Origin of the sequence: Streptomyces sp. NPDC014889 (assembly GCF_043081205.1) — a bacterium.
Lineage (GTDB): Bacteria > Actinomycetota > Actinomycetes > Streptomycetales > Streptomycetaceae > Streptomyces.
Genome location: NZ_JBIBWH010000012.1, coordinates 111,167 through 126,001, shown reverse-complemented (window position 1 = coordinate 126,001; position 14,835 = coordinate 111,167). Strand labels below are relative to the sequence as shown.

At 73.3% G+C, this 14,835-nt stretch carries 10 protein-coding genes; 3 read left to right on the top strand and 7 right to left on the bottom strand.

Annotated features, from left to right (window positions below):
• Positions 1–6: 6 nt before the first annotated feature.
• From ACF09J_RS24340 to ACF09J_RS24315, 6 genes are all read right to left on the bottom strand, one after another.
• The gene (locus ACF09J_RS24340; RefSeq protein ID WP_392307539.1) at positions 7–1,389 is read right to left on the bottom strand and encodes an ATP-binding protein; all 1,383 of its coding nucleotides are present in this window, start codon (positions 1,387–1,389) and stop codon (positions 7–9) included.
• A 3-nt stretch (positions 1,390–1,392) separates the two neighbouring features.
• Complete coding sequence (locus tag ACF09J_RS24335; RefSeq protein ID WP_392307701.1) at positions 1,393–2,070, bottom strand: response regulator transcription factor; 678 nt, start codon at positions 2,068–2,070, stop codon at positions 1,393–1,395.
• Between the two features lie 81 nt (positions 2,071–2,151).
• Positions 2,152–2,844 carry a BPL-N domain-containing protein gene (locus ACF09J_RS24330; protein WP_392307538.1) on the bottom strand — a complete coding sequence of 231 codons (693 nt, stop codon included), beginning with the start codon at positions 2,842–2,844 and terminating at the stop codon, positions 2,152–2,154.
• Positions 2,841–6,899, bottom strand: a complete 4,059-nt coding sequence (locus tag ACF09J_RS24325; RefSeq protein WP_392307537.1) for a Pls/PosA family non-ribosomal peptide synthetase — start codon at positions 6,897–6,899, stop codon at positions 2,841–2,843. Before ACF09J_RS24325 ends, ACF09J_RS24330 begins: the two co-directional genes overlap by 4 nt.
• A gap of 162 nt (positions 6,900–7,061) precedes the next feature.
• A complete protein-coding gene (locus tag ACF09J_RS24320; protein ID WP_392307536.1) occupies positions 7,062–7,670 on the bottom strand; it encodes a HutD family protein in 609 nt (202 codons plus the stop codon).
• Positions 7,667–9,091 carry an amino acid permease gene (locus tag ACF09J_RS24315; protein ID WP_392307535.1) on the bottom strand — a complete coding sequence of 475 codons (1,425 nt, stop codon included), beginning with the start codon at positions 9,089–9,091 and terminating at the stop codon, positions 7,667–7,669. Before ACF09J_RS24315 ends, ACF09J_RS24320 begins: the two co-directional genes overlap by 4 nt.
• Positions 9,092–9,236: 145 nt before the next feature.
• Here ACF09J_RS24315 and ACF09J_RS24310 point away from each other — a divergent pair, with 145 nt between their 5' ends.
• Positions 9,237–10,145 (top strand): IclR family transcriptional regulator, encoded by a 909-nt coding sequence (locus ACF09J_RS24310; protein WP_392307534.1) that lies wholly within the window; start codon positions 9,237–9,239, stop codon positions 10,143–10,145.
• Between the two features lie 866 nt (positions 10,146–11,011).
• Here ACF09J_RS24310 and hutC read toward each other — a convergent pair.
• A complete protein-coding gene (hutC, locus tag ACF09J_RS24305; protein WP_392307700.1) occupies positions 11,012–11,779 on the bottom strand; it encodes a histidine utilization repressor in 768 nt (255 codons plus the stop codon).
• 205 nt (positions 11,780–11,984) lie between these two features.
• Here hutC and hutU point away from each other — a divergent pair, with 205 nt between their 5' ends.
• On the top strand, positions 11,985–13,661 hold the full coding sequence (gene hutU / locus ACF09J_RS24300) for a urocanate hydratase (RefSeq protein ID WP_392307533.1): 1,677 nt from the start codon (positions 11,985–11,987) through the stop codon (positions 13,659–13,661).
• Positions 13,658–14,662, top strand: coding sequence for a formimidoylglutamase (hutG, locus tag ACF09J_RS24295; protein WP_392307532.1), 1,005 nt, complete (start codon positions 13,658–13,660; stop codon positions 14,660–14,662). The genes hutU and hutG overlap by 4 nt, the downstream gene beginning before the upstream one ends.
• Positions 14,663–14,835: the final 173 nt, after the last annotated feature.

Genomic DNA, 14,835 nt, shown 5'->3' with positions numbered 1-14,835 from the left:
GGGCGTTCACAGGCCGTGGCCCGTCGCCGGGAGCAGGACGATCAGCCGGGCGCCGGGGCGGTTGTCCTCGATGTGGGTGGTGCCGTGGTGGGCTGTGACCGTGTCGCGGACGATGGCGAGGCCGAGGCCGCTGCCCCCGGTGTCGCGGGCCCGGGCGTCGTCGAGCCGGGTGAAGCGGCCGAAGACGCGTTCCCGGTCGGCCTCGGGGATGCCGGGGCCGTCGTCGGCGACGGTCAGTCGTGCGGTGTCGCCGAGTGTGCGGAGGCTGATGTCGATCCGGGTGCGGGCATGGCGCAGCGCGTTGTCGAGCAGGTTGCGTACGACACGGGCGAGGGCGTCCTCGTCGCCCGCCACCCGTGCCGCGCCGACGGCGTGCTGGTCGATGACGAGCCGGGTGCGCCGGCGGGCTTCGCGCACCTCGGTGAAGACGATCTCGTCCAGGTCGACGGGGCGGGCTCGCAGCCGCGGCCGGGCGTCGAGCCGTGCGAGCCGGAGCAGGTCGTCGACGAGCCGGGTCAGCCGTTCCGTCTGCGGCAGGAGTCCGGTGGCCAGGGACCGCCCGTCGGCCGGGCCGGGGTGCTGGGCCGCGACGGACAGGCGCGTGTGCAGGGTGGTCAGGGGGTTGCGCAGTTCGTGGGCCGCGTCCGCGACGAACCGCCGCTGCCGCCGGGTCGAGGTGTCCAGGCGAGCCAGCAGGTCGTTGAGGGTCGTGGCCAGCCGGCCGAGCGCGTCGTCGGCGGGTGGTACGTCGAGGCGGCGGCTCAGGTCGGACGCGGTGATCTCGGCGGTCTGGGCGCGCATGCCCTCCACGGGGCGCAGCGCGCGGCCGGTGAGCAGCCACGCGACTCCGGTGAGGGCGGCGACGACCGCCGGCACTCCGGTGGCCAGGCCGACGGTGAGCTGGGCCAGCCCGTGGTCGACGCTCTCGGTGGGCACGGCGACGTAGACGGTCACCGGGTCGCGGGCGGTGCCCGCGGGGATGCCGACGGCGCGCCATGTCCCGCCCGTCCCGACGGGGATGTCGTCGACGGTGTGGGCGCGCGGGGTGGCGGCCCGGCTCGCCGGGAAGGTGAAGGCGCGTGGCCGGCCGCGCAGGTTGGCCGAGCTGGCCCGCACCTTCCCGTTGCCCGCGACCACCTGGACGGCGACTCCGCCGTGGTCGGTGGTGGGGACGTCCGCCGTGGCCTGGTCGCCGGCCTCGTCCGCCGCGACGACCTGGGCTCCCTGGAGGGCGGTCTGGTCGAGTCCGCCGATCAGGCTGGCGTGCAGCCAGACGACGAGCAGGACGGCGGCTCCGGCCAGCCCGGCGGCGATGACCGCGGCCGCGGCGGCGGTCAGCCGCAGGCGCAGCGACCGGCGGGCCCACCAGTTCCGGATCCCCGCCGCCATCGCTCACCCCGTCCCGCCGCACAGCCGGTAGCCAGCCCCGCGGACGGTCTCGATGGTCCGGCGTCCGAAGGGGGCGTCTATCTTGCGGCGGAGGTAGCCGACGTAGACCTCGACGATGTTGGTGTCGCCGTCGAAGTGCTCGTCCCACACGTGGGTGAGGATGTCCGACTTGCTGATCACCTCGTCGGGGTGCCTGAGCAGGTATTCCAGGAGGGTGAACTCCCTCGCGGTCAGGTCGATGTCGCGGTGTCCGCGGCGGCAGCGGCGACGCGCCGGGTCGAGCGTGAGGTCGCCGACGGTGAGGACGGCGGGGCGGGCGGGTGCTCCTCGCCGGAGCAGGGCCCTGAGGCGGGCGACGAGCACGACGTAGGAGAAGGGCTTGCTCAGGTAGTCGTCGGCGCCGAGGTCGAGGGCGTCGGCCTCGTCGTACTCGCCGTCCTTCGCGGTGAGCACCAGCACCGGTGTCCAGGTCCGGGCCGCCCGCAGGCGTTTGAGGATCTCGTAACCGGACAGGCCGGGCAGCATGATGTCGAGCACGATGACGTCGTACGGTTCGTGGAGCGCCCGCCAGAGTCCGTCCGGGCCGTCGTGTGCCAGGTCCGAGACGAAGCCCTCGGTGGCAAGTCCGTCGGCGATGGCCTCGGCGAGTGCCTGCTCGTCCTCGATGATCAGCGTCCGCATGGCAGCCTCAGGAACCACGATAGCTCCGGACCGGAGCCGCTGTTTCCACCGGGAGGCCGGGGTGCGGTACGGCGGTGGGGGTCACCCCTCCATCACCGATTCCACCAGGTCCATGGCCAGGTCCAGGGTGTCGTGCACCGGCAAGCCGTGGTCGGTGAACCAGTCGGTCGTGGCCTCCGGGTGGGGGCCGGTGACCGCCACCCGCCCGCGGCCGAAGGGGGTCACGAGGGCGGCGGGGGCGCCGTTGTCGTAGGTGGCGAGGACGGTGGCGTCGGCGTGCTCGTCGAGGACGAAGAGGGGGCCGTCCTGGAAGAAGACGGTGCGGGGCCTGCCTCTCCAGGTCACCGTGACCAGGGTGTCGCTCTCGTCGTGGACGGTGGCTCCCGGGGCGGAGATGTACTGGTCGGTGTCGCCGGGGAGCAGGCCGAAGCCGGGGGTGGCCCCGGCGAGGTAGCCGCCGAGGCAGAATCCGAGGTAGCGCCCGCCGGCGTGGACGAAGTCGCGGATCTCCCGGCGGCGCCTCCGCAGTCTCCGGTAGGCGGAGGCGAGCGTGCCGCCACCGGGCTGGGCGTACAGCACGGCCTGGGTGAGGATCTCGGCCGACAGCGGGAGCGCCTCGTCCGGGCCGGTGTAGCGGACGTCGAGGTTCCATGGCCCGGAGGAGAGCAGTCCGGCGACCGCCTCGGGGCAGCCGGGCAGCGAGGCGGGGCCGCGGTAGACGAGGGCGAGGGGACGGCGCCCGGCGGCGGCCCCGGAACGCTCCACGTGCGTCATGGCCGTCCCACCGCGGTCACGTCGCCGGACCGGCCGGCCGCCGGTGCCGTGCCGTCTCCCTCGGCGGGGAGACCGTGCCAGCTCGTGCCCGGTGTCAGACGCTCGCCCTTCATCACCAGGGACAGCGCGCCGAGCCGGACACCGGCGCCCACCCGCGTGTCGTAGAGCACGACGGTCCGCGTGCCGACGCTCGCGGCGGGGCCGACGGTCACCGTGGACATCTTCATCACCCGGTCCTCGAAGAGGTGGGTCTGCAGGGAGACGTACATGCCGATCGAGGCGTCGTCGCCCACCTCGACGAGGTCGAACTCGGTGAGGTACGTGGTGCCGATCCAGGTGCGCCGTCCGATACGGGCGCCGAGCAGCCGCAGTACCGGCGGCAGGAACGGCGTTCCCACGAGGGCGCCCACGCCGGCGGGCACCGCGGCGGCCTCGAAGAGGCCGGTGACGAACTCCGTGCGGCGCACGAACAGGCTCCACAGGGGCTCCACGCGCGGCCGGTACCGTCCGGCGACGGTCCACTTGGCCACCGCGCAGCACCCGATGACGGCCAGCACCGCGCCGGCGGTGAACAGCGGTGACACGAGCGGCGTCACCCACGGCCCGGTGCGGCGGGCGGTGTCCGACAGGGCGATCAGGTAGAGGCAGGCCGTGGTCGCGAGCACCGACATGGGCAGGGTGGTGCGGAAGAACTCGATGGCCAGGCGGCCGAGCACGGCCCGGCGGGTGGGCCGGAAGGTCTTCTCCTCCGGGTAGCTCCCGCTGTCCTGGCGCACGGGCAGCCGCAGGGCCGGTGAGCCAAGCCAGGTGCTGCCGGCGGGCACGCGCTGCGGGGGCGGCACGGTGCCCACGCCGACGAGCGAGCCCGGGCCGAGCCGGGTCCCGGCGGGGACGAGCGCCGCGTTGCCCACGAAGGCGCGTTCGCCGATGTCGGTGGGCCGGCAGGCCATGCGTCCGCCCGCGAAGGCGGCGGCGCCGACGCCGGCCATGTCGGCGACGAAGCTGCCGTCGCCGAGGGTGAGCAGGTCGGGATCGAGGTGCGCCGCGGTGGAGATCTCGGCGCGCCGGCCGACGCGGGCGCCGAGCAGCCGCAGCCAGGGCACGGTGTAGAGCGTGGCGTACAGCGAGTTGGTGAGGGTGAGGCTCTGTTCCAGCAGTTTGTCGGCGATCCACTTGCGTACGCCGAGCGCCGAGCGCGCCCGATGGATTCCGGGCGGTGTCCTCGGCAGGACCGCCCGCTTCCCGGCGGCGACGATCAGGCACACCGTGGCGACGAAGACCGGTCCGGACAGGGCGGTCGCCGCGAGAACGTCGGGGGCGCCGCCGCGCGACCAGGCCCACCAGAGCAGAGCGGTGCTCGGCAGGGCGGCGGCGACCACGACGGACTCCAGCAGGACCAGGCCGAGTACGACGGCGGCCAGGTGCCGGGGGCGCCAGGGATCCGCCGCGGTCCGCTCGCGCAGCATCGTCTCGACGTGCGGGGCGAGCGCCTCGACCGGGCGGGCGGGCGATCCGGCGCGGCGCGCTCCGGCCGGGACGGCCTCGTCGGGGCCTGCCGCGGACTGCTCGCCGAGCGCGGATCCGGGGCCCAGGCGGGCGCCGGGTTCGAGGACCGCGTTGGCGCCGACGTACGCCCTCTCGCCGACGGTGATCGGGGCGACGGTGACCCGGCCGTCGGCGACCTGCCAGGGGCGCAGCGTGGCGCCGTAGCCGATCGTGGCGTCCTGGTCGACGCGCAGCAGCGTGGGCAGGCCGACGAAGCCGGTGGCGATGGTGGTGCGGGGGCCGACGCGGGCGCCGAGGAGCCGGAGGTAAGGGCCCATGAGGGGGGATCCGCTGAGCATCCGCAGCGGGCTGATGCCGAGCAGCAGTACGTCCAGCACCCATATCCGCAGGTAGGTCGCTCCCCACAGCGGGTACCGGCCGGGCCGGATGCCCGCCGCCAGGGGCCGTGCGAGCAGGACGGGGACCAGCCAGCGTACGGCGAACCAGCCGGCCAGCACCGCGAGGGCCGGTCCCACGGCTTCGCCGCCCGTCGCCTGTCCGTGGCGCAGTGCGAGGGATCCGGCCACCGGGCCGGTGAGCAGGAGGAGCAGCACGTAGAAGGCCGCGGCCTGGGCGAGGCCGGCGCGCGCGACGCGGGCGGTGCCGTGCCGCAGGGGTGCGGGGCGGGGCCGCCGTGGCGTGCGGGAGGCGTCGGCCGTGGCGCGCAGCCGTGCCGCGAAGCCGGTCACGGTCGGGTTCTCGTACAGGTCGCGCAGGGTGGGGCCGGGCCCGTCGCCCGGGTCGCGCAGCAGCGACACCGCGCGGGCGGCGAGCAGCGAGTGGCCGCCGAGGTCGGTGAAGAAGTCGGCGTCCGCGGAGAGTTCGCCGGGGTCCATGCCGAGCGTCCGTGCCCAGGCGTCGCGCACCCGGGCCTCGAGCCGGTCGCGGACCGGTGTCACACGGCCGGTGCCGGCGAGCCGGCGGCCGGTGGGTGCGGGCAGTCTCGTACGGTCCGTCTTGCCGCTGGGCATGACGGGCAGCCGATCGAGGAAGTCCAGCGTGGCGGGGACCATGTAGGCGGGCAGCGAGTCGCGCAGGCGCCGGTTCAGGCGGGCCGTGAGATCGTCGTCGGGTTCCGTGCCGTTCCCGGCGGGCACGACGTAGGCGGCGAGGATGCGGTCACCGTCGTGTCCGTCACGGGGCGCCACGGGGGTGGTGGCCGCCTGGGCCACACCGGGGTCCTCCAGGAGTACGTTGTCGATCTCGTCCAGGGAGACCCGGTAGCCGCGGATCTTCACCTCGTCGTCGGCCCGGCCCAGGTACTCGATCTCCCCGTCGTCGGTCATCCTGCCGAGGTCTCCGGTGCGGTACAGGCGGCCCGAGCCGGGGGCCAGGGGGTGCGGGACGAAGCGCTCCGAGGTCAGGTCGGGCCGTCCCGCGTAGCCGCGTGCGAGACCCGGACCACCCAGACAGATCTCACCGACGGCGCCGTGCGGCACGGGCCGCAGCCGCTCGTCGAGGAGGACGGCCGAACAGGTCGGCAGCGGGCGGCCGATGGTCACCGGGCGACCCGGCCGGAGTTCCTGCCAGGTGGCCGTGACGGTTGCCTCGGTCGGCCCGTAGGTGTTGAGGACGCGCCGTCCCGGCCTGCTCCACCGTTCGACGAGCGGGGCGGGGCACGCCTCGCCGCCGACGACGAGCGTGCGGATCCGCGGCAGGTCGCGGGAGATCGTCGCGAGCAGCGTCGGGACGCAGTACAGGGCGGTGACCTGCTGTTCGTGAAGGAAGTCGGCGAGATCGTCGCCCAACTGGGCGGGGCCACCCGGTCCGGCGACGAGCGTGGCGCCTGCCGCCCAGGTGGGCCAGATCTCCTCGATGGAGAAGTCGAACGACAGGGTCATGCCCTGGTACACGCGATCGTCCGGCCGGATGCCGTAGATGGGTGCCACGACACGCAGGAAGTTGCAGATGCTCGACTGCGCGATCTCCACGCCCTTCGGCCTGCCGCTGGATCCGGAGGTGTACATCACGTACGCCAGCGGATCGTCCGCTCCCCCGGCCGGGACGGCGGGTCGCTCGGCGGGCCGGCCGGCGAGGTCCGCGGCACACGTGTCGATCTCGATCACCTGGCACGTCGTCCGGCACCGCTCCGCCCAGGCGGCGCCGGACGCGAGCGCCGACGTGGTCAGCACCGCGGCCGCGCCCGCGTCGCCCAGGATGAAGGCGACGCGGTCGGGCGGTGCGCCCGGGTCGATCGGCACGAACGCCGCGCCCGCCTTGCACACGCCCAGCAGACACGCGTACATGTCCACGGTCCGGGGCAGCAGCAGGGCCGCGCGGCTGCCCGGACCGATGCCGGCGCGCAGCAGGTGCCGGGCCACCCGGCCGGCCCGCGCGTCGAGTTCGGCGTAGGTCACACGCTGCGCACCGCATACGAGGGCCGGGGCCGACGGGGTGCGGTCGCAGGCGTCGTCGAAGAAGCGGTTCAGCCTGTCACCCGTGCCCCCGGTTCCCGGGGCCGTGCGGCCCCGGCGGGGAGAGACGGGTGGGGCTGCGATGCGGGAACCCATGGGCGCCTCCTCTTCGATGCGGGAAGGAGATGCGGGAAGGACTCGCTTCCTCGGTGCGAAAAGGACCCGGTCGTCCCCCCAGGAGCCCCTCCAGCCTCGGCGACGCCTGCTGAGAGGAGACTGAGAAGCGGCCCCGGGGGTCGGACCCGCGTGCCGACGCGGTCAGCCCCCGGGCGAGCCGGAAGCGGTGGTGACGGTGACCACCGCCGCCGTCCCGTCGACACGGAGGGTGGCGGTGTCGCGGTCCGGGAAGAGGACCGCGTCGAACCGGTCGAGGCGGAGCCCGGACTCGTCGACGGTCACCGTGCCCGTCAACGCGACCACGAGGACCGTGACCCCGGTCCGCGGGACGACGGTGAAGCCCTTGGGCGCCATGCGGACGTGCGCCGTCGCGCGAGTGTGCCGCGTCATCACGTTGAGAGCGGTGACGGGGCCCGAGAGCAGCCGGCAGTCGGTGACCGCGTCCCCCGGGAAGGGAAAGGGCTCGTACGCGCCGGCGAGGGTGTGCGGGCGACCGTCGACGGTCAGTTCGATCCCCGCCCCGTCCACGACGGTGATGATCCTGTCCACCCCCGCGAAGGAGGAGAAGGGGCCGCCGCGAGCGATGTCGGCGAGGCTCAGACGCCAGACGAAGTCCTCCGTTCCCACCCCGGAGGCGTCGGCGGCGATCTCGCGGGTGAGGCCGCCGCCGTTCTTCCAGTGCGTCACCGCCCGGTCGTGCGCCCGGAACACCCGCCTGCCCGTCGTCCCGGCATCCTTTTCGACGGTCATCCCCGGACCGCCGGAACGGTGTGCGCCGGCGCCTGTCCCGGGTCTTCGCCGAGACCCGGGCGGGGTGTCCGGGGCCGGCCCCGGAGGTAGTACACGCCGGAGAGGAATGCCAGCCAGACCGCGCCGACGACCAGGGCGATACGGGTGCTGCCGGAGAAGGCGAGCAGGACCAGGACGCCGGCCATGAAGGCGATCGTGACGATCTGGCCGTAGGGCCAGAACGGAGCCGGGTACTTCAGTGCGGCCGTCTCCTGCGGTGACATCCTGCGGCGTGCCGCGACCTGGGCCAGCAGGATCATCAGCCACACCCAGACCGTGGCGAAGGTCGCGATCGAGGCGATGACGAGGAAGACGTTCTCGGGCATGAGGTAGTTCAGCAGGACGCCGAGCAGCAGCGCGCCCATCATGATGACCACGGTCATCCACGGCACTCCGCCGCGGGAGAGGCGCCGCATGACCCCGGGCGCCTGGCCGCGCTCGGCCATGCCGTACATGATGCGCCCGGCGGCGAAGATGTCGCTGTTGATCGCGGACAGGGCCGCGATGATGACCACGACGTTGAGCACGGTCGCCGCGGACTTGACGCCGAGGCCGACGAAGATCTGGACGAACGGGCTGCCCGCGGCGTCGACGTGCTGCCAGGGATTGAGCGACATGATCACCGCGAGGGTCAGCACGTAGAACAGGACGATGCGCAGGGGGATCGTGTCGACCGCGCTCGGGATGGCCTTCTCCGGGTCCTGCGCCTCCCCGGCGGTGACGCCGATGATCTCGGTGCCGCCGAAGGCGAACATGACGACCGCGAACGACAGGATGAAGCCCTGGGCTCCGTGTGGGAAGAATCCGCCGTTGCTCCAGAGGTTCGACACCCCCACGTGGGCGCCGCCGCTGTACAGGCCGAGGACGAGGATCGCGAGCCCGGCGATGATCATCGCGATGATGGCGACGATCTTCACCAGGGCGAGCCAGAACTCCAGCTCGCCGAAGACCTTGACGCTGAAGAGGTTCATCGCGCCGACGACGACCACCACGGCCAGCACCCAGATCCAGCGCGGTACGTCGGGGAACCAGAAGCCCATGTACACGCCGAAGGCCGTGACGTCCGCCAGGCAGACGATGACCAGTTCGAACGCGTAGGTCCAGCCGGTCGCGAAGCCGGCCAGCGGGCCGAGGTACTTCGTCGCGTACTCGCCGAACGAGCCTGCGCAGGGGTCGCTCACGGCCATCTCACCGAGGGACCGCAGCACCAGGAAGACGGCCGCGCCGCCGATCAGGTACGCCAGCAGAACCGCGGGACCGGCGGCCTTGATGGATTCGGAGGACCCGTAGAAGAGGCCCGTGCCGATCGCGGAACCCAGGGCGATAAAACGTATGTGCCGGGATTTGAGTCCCCTGCTCAAGGTCGCCGTGTCGGTCGTCAACGTGCTGCCCTCCTTGGGACGAATACGTCGTCCCGGACGGGTGAGAGGTGGGGGCGCGTGCCGCTGCTGCGTGAGCCGTCGCGGCGCCCGGGGAACGAGTGCCTTGTATATTCCTGTATAGACAGGCACGTCAATAGGTGAACCAGTGAGCGGACACGAGATCATCGACGAGATCATCGAGACGAAATCGAGCAGCGCCTCGCCCGCGGTCGGGCGGGCGCTGGACATCCTTCTGCACCTCGCCGGCCGCTCGGGCCCCACGCAGGCCACCGCGCTGGCCCGGGATCTGGGCATCCCGCGCTCGTCCGCCTACCACATCCTGTCGGTGCTGGTCGATCGCGGCTTCGTCACCTACGTCCCCAAGGAGCAGGCGTACGGTCTGGGCGTCGCGTCCTTCGAGATCGGCTCCGCGTATCTGCGGCACGAGCCGCTGGAGCGGCTCGCGCGCCCGATCCTGCATCGTCTGGCCCATCGGCTGAGCCAGACGGTGCACCTGGGCATCCTGTACGGCGCGGAGTCGGTCTATCTGCTCAAGGAGCGCCCACCGACCGGTCAGGGCGGCGACGTCGACGTCGCCCTCGTCACCGACATCGGCGTCCGGCTGCCGGCGCATCTGACGGCCAACGGCCGTTCGATCCTCGCCCACTGCGGCGAGGCGCAGCTACGGGCCCTGTATCCGCGGCCGGGCAACCTCGTCACCCGCACGGGCAAGGGCCCGCGCTCACTGTCCGAGCTGCGGAGCCTGCTGGCGCGGGACCGTGAGCGGGGCTGGTCGGAGGAGATCGAGCTGGTCTCCGAGGGGTTCCGCTCGATGGGGGTGGCCGCGTTCGACCACAACTCGCGTCCCGTGGCGGCGCTCAGCAGCACATGGAGCCGGCACTACAGCCGGCACGACCCGGACCATGTGCGGCACGTCCTGCACCAGGGGGCAGCACGCCTGACGGCAGCGGTGTCCGGCCGCGCCCCCTCGGGGGCGGCGGGCCGCGGAGGAGCGGGGAATCACCCCGCGCGGGAACGATCCACGGGAGAACGACCCGCCGAGGACGCGGCCTGACCGGCGCGGCTCGGCCGCCGGTGCGGCGGTCGGCTCGGCGGTCGGGCCGGTAACCAGACCCGACGGTCAGCTCACCGGCCGACCCAACAGCCAGCACGGCGGTGGCTTCGCCAGGCAGCAAGGCGGCTGGACCAGCGGTCAGCGCGGCGACGCGCTCGGCAGCCGGCTTGCCCGCCGACCAGGCGGCCGAGCCAGCGGCCAGGGGCCCGTGCGACTGACGGCCGGTGCCGGGCCGCACCCCCGGGGGGCAGGCCGCAGAGGAGCAGGGAATCGACCCGCGCGAGATCGATCCGCGGGAGAGCGGGACGCCGCGGGCCTAACCGGTGCGAGGCTCGGCCGCCGGTACGGCCGGGTCGGCGATCGGGGCGGTCCAGCCCCGACGGTCAGCTTGCCGGTCGACGCGGCGGTTGGCTCGCCCGCCGGCGAGGCGGCCGGCCCAACAGACGGCGCGGCGGTGGCTTCACAAGGCAGTGAGGCGGCTGGACCTGCGGTCAGCGCGGCCAGGCGCTCGGCGGCCGGCTCCCCCGCCGGCAAGCAGCCCACCCAGCGGCCCGGCCGCGCCCCCTTGCGGGGGCGACGGGCGGCAGAAGAGCAGGGAACCGCCCCGCGCGGGACCGATCCACCGGAGAACGACCCGCCGAGGACGCGGCCTGAACAGCGCGGCTCGGCCGCCGGTGCGGCGGTCGGATCGGCGGTCAGGAGGCTCCGCGGCTGACGGCCGGTGCCCGGCCGCACCCATGGGGGCGGCGGGCCGCAGAGGAGCAGGGGGATCGCCCTGCGCGGGACCGATCCACCGGAGAACGGCACGCCGCGGGCGCGGCCTGACCGGCACCGTTCGACCGCTCGCGCGGCGGGCGGCTCGGGGCTCAGTGGGTGTCGAACGTGCCCTCGAGGCGGTAGCGGGAGCCGGGATGGAGGAGGCGGGCGACGCTGACGAGGGCGCCCTGCGACCAGGTGCGGCGCTGGATCAGCAAGCAGGGCTCCGACTCCTCGATGCCCAGGATCTCGCACTCCTCAGCGGACGGAAGCACCGCCTCCACGATGTGCTCGCCCTTGCCCAGCGGCGCGACCTCGGAAAGGAACGTGAACGGCGTGCGCCGCGTGAAGTCCTGCTCCAGATAGCCGGGGGCGAAGCCCGGGTGGACGTAACGGTCCTCCAGCTGGACGGCCACGTCGTTCTCGAAGTGCACCACGCGGGACCGGAAGACCGTGTGCCGCTCGCCGAGGCCGAACTGGGCGCTGATCTTCGGCCCCGCCTCCTCCTCGCGCAAGGACAGCACCCGGGCGCGATAGCGGTGGCCGCGGCGGCGGACCTCGTCGGCGATGTTGTGCACCTCGACCAGGGCGGAACTGCCCTTGTTCAGGGCCACGAAGGTGCCGACCCCCATGACCCGCCGGAGCAGTCCCTGCGCGGTCAGCTCGCGCAGCGCGCGGTTGATCGTCATACGGGACAGGCCGAGCGACTCGACGAACTGGTTCTCCGACGGCAGGGCGTCGCCCTCGCGCCAGCGACCGCTGGTGATCTGCTCGGTCACGAGGTCCTTCACCCGCTGGTACGCGGGAGCCGAGCCCGGCGCCTGTTCCTCGTACAGACGGGCGAGGTCCGCACCCTCCACGGCCACGCCGTTCACCATCCTCGTCACCCTCGGTTCCCCCCACGCCCGGCCGGCGGGCTGTCGGAAAAATTCTAGGGGAAGCGCCTTTCCGCCCGTCCCGCCGAGCCGGTTTCTCGGATCCGAGAAATCCGGACGGCGCGCCTGGCCACCGGTGTGCTCCTCGCATGTCATGGAAGCACGGACGAAGGTCCGTCCCCACTGACATCCCCACCCAGGAGACAGCATGGCCGGCGTTTCCCCCGAGGCCCGCAGTATCCGCGCCCCTCGCGGCCCCGAACTGAACTGCCTCGGCTGGCAGCAGGAAGGCGCCCTGCGGATGCTCATGAACAATCTCGACCCGGAGGTCGCCGAGCACCCGGAGGAGCTGGTCGTCTACGGCGGCACCGGCAAGGCCGCCCGCAACTGGGCCGCCTACGACGCCATCGTCCGCACCCTCAAGACGCTGAAGAGCGACGAGACGCTGCTGGTGCAGTCCGGCAAGCCGGTCGGTGTCATGCGCACCCACGAGTGGGCCCCGCGGGTGCTGCTGGCCAACTCCAACCTGGTCGGCGACTGGGCCGACTGGGAGGAGTTCCGCCGTCTGGAGGCGGAAGGCCTCACGATGTACGGCCAGATGACCGCCGGTTCCTGGATCTACATCGGCAGCCAGGGCATCCTTCAGGGCACCTACGAGACGTTCGGCGCCGTGGCCCGCAAGAAGTTCGGCGGCAGCCTGGCCGGGACCATCACGCTCACCGCCGGACTCGGCGGCATGGGCGGCGCCCAGCCGCTCGCCGTGACCATGAACGACGGCGTGGCCCTCTGCGTCGACTGCGACCCCACGCGGATCGAGCGCCGTATCGCGCACCGCTACCTCGACGTCGCGGCGGACGACCTCGACCACGCGCTCCGGCTCGCCGTCGAGGCCAGGGACGCCCGCAGGCCCCTGTCCATCGGCCTCACCGGCAACGCCGCGGAGGTGTTCCCGAAGCTGCTGGAGATGGGCGCGCCCATCGACATCGTCACCGACCAGACCTCCGCGCACGACCCGCTGTCCTACCTCCCCGTCGGGGTGAGCGTGGAGGAGTGGCACGAGCAGGCCCGCAAGGACCCGGCCGACTTCACCGAGCGCTCCCGCGCGTCCATGGCCAGGCACGTCGAGGCCATGGTCGGCTTCCTCGACGCCGGGGCCGAGGTCTTCGACTACGGCAACTCCATCCGCGACGAGGCCCGCAAGGCCGGCTACCAGCGCGCGTTCGACTTCCCCGGCTTCGTGCCGGCGCACATCCGCCCGCTGTTCGAGGAGGGGCTCGGCCCGTTCCGCTGGGCCGCCCTGTCCGGCGACCCCAAGGACATCGAGGCCACCGACAAGGCCATCCTGGAGCTGTTCCCGGAGAACGAGCACCTGCACCGCTGGATCAGGATGGCCGGTGAGCGCGTGTCCTTCGAGGGCCTGCCCGCCCGTATCTGCTGGCTCGGCTACGGCGAACGCCACCGCGCCGGGCTTCGGTTCAACGAGATGGTCGCCTCCGGCGAACTGTCCGCTCCGATCGCCATCGGCCGTGACCACCTGGACTCCGGCTCCGTCGCCTCGCCGTACCGCGAGACCGAGTCGATGCTCGACGGGTCCGACGCCATCGCCGACTGGCCGCTGCTCAACGCCCTGGTGAACACCTCCTCCGGCGCGTCCTGGGTCTCCATCCACCACGGCGGCGGCGTCGGCATGGGCCGCTCCATCCACGCCGGCCAGGTCTGCATCGCCGACGGCACCGAACTCGCCGCCCAGAAGCTCTCCCGCGTGCTGACCAACGACCCGGGCATGGGCGTCATCCGCCACGTGGACGCCGGCTACGAGCACGCCGCCTCGGTGGCGCGGCGGCGCGGAGTGCGCGTCCCGATGGCCGAGGGCGACACGGAATGAGCACGGACGGCACGGTGACGTCCGCCGCCACCGCGACGGTGGCCGCGGACGTGGCGCCCGGGCCCTGGACGGGCCGGGACGACGGGCCCGGGGACGACAACCTGCGCTGGCACCACGTGGTCGGCCTCGACCCCCGGGACGCCGGGCCGGGGGACGTCGCGTTCGTCGGCTTCCGCAGCGACGAGGGGGTCCGGCGGAACAAGGGCCGTCAGGGTGCGGCCGACGGCCCGCGCGCGCTGCGCGGCGCCCTCGCGTCCATGGCGCTGCCCGCGCCGGTGCGGGCGCTGGACGTCGGCGACATCGAGGTGGCCGACGGCGACCTGGAGGGCGGGCAGCACCGCCTGGGCCGGGTGCTCACGCCGCTCGTCGACCGCGGTCACCCCGTGGTGGTGCTCGGCGGCGGCCACGAGGTCGCCTACGGCACCTACCTGGGGCTGTCCGGCACCCGCGCCCTGCGCGAGGGCGCGCGTCTCGGGGTGCTGAACCTCGACGCGCACTTCGACCTGCGCGACGACGTCCGGCCCAGTTCCGGCACCCCCTTCCTCCAGATGGCACAGAGCGAGGAGCGGCACGGGCGACGGCTGAACTACTGGGTGCTCGGAGTGAGTCAGCCCAGCAACACCACCCGTCTCTTCCGCACCGCGGACAGGCTCGGGGTGCGGTACCTGCTCGACACCGAGTGCGGCCTGCCCGACCTGCAGCGCGTCGACGCGTTCATCGAGGAGTTCCTGGCGAGCTGCGACGTCGTACATCTCAGCATCGACCTCGACGTGCTCCCCGCCGGTACGGCCCCGGGCGTGAGCGCTCCGGCCGCCTACGGGGTCCAGATGGAGGTCGTCGAGCACGTCTGCGCCGCGGTCGCGGCGAGCCGGAAACCGGCCGTCTGCGACGTCGCCGAGCTGAACCCGGACCTCGACGCCGACCACCGCACGGCACGGGCGGGCGCCCGGCTGATCCACCGCGTCCTGACCACCAGGAGCGCGCCGGCCCAACCGGCGTGACCTGAGAGCCGGTCGCCGGGCTGTGAGAGCAAGGGTCTTTCGTTTGGATCAGGCCGGATCAGGGAGCGGGGTCTGGTGCCGTGGATCGCAAGGCGGAGGAGGGCGGCAGGGCGGAGCCCTGCCAACCGACGACAACGCCGCGAGGCGCGGCACCAGGGCCCGCGAGCCCGGCA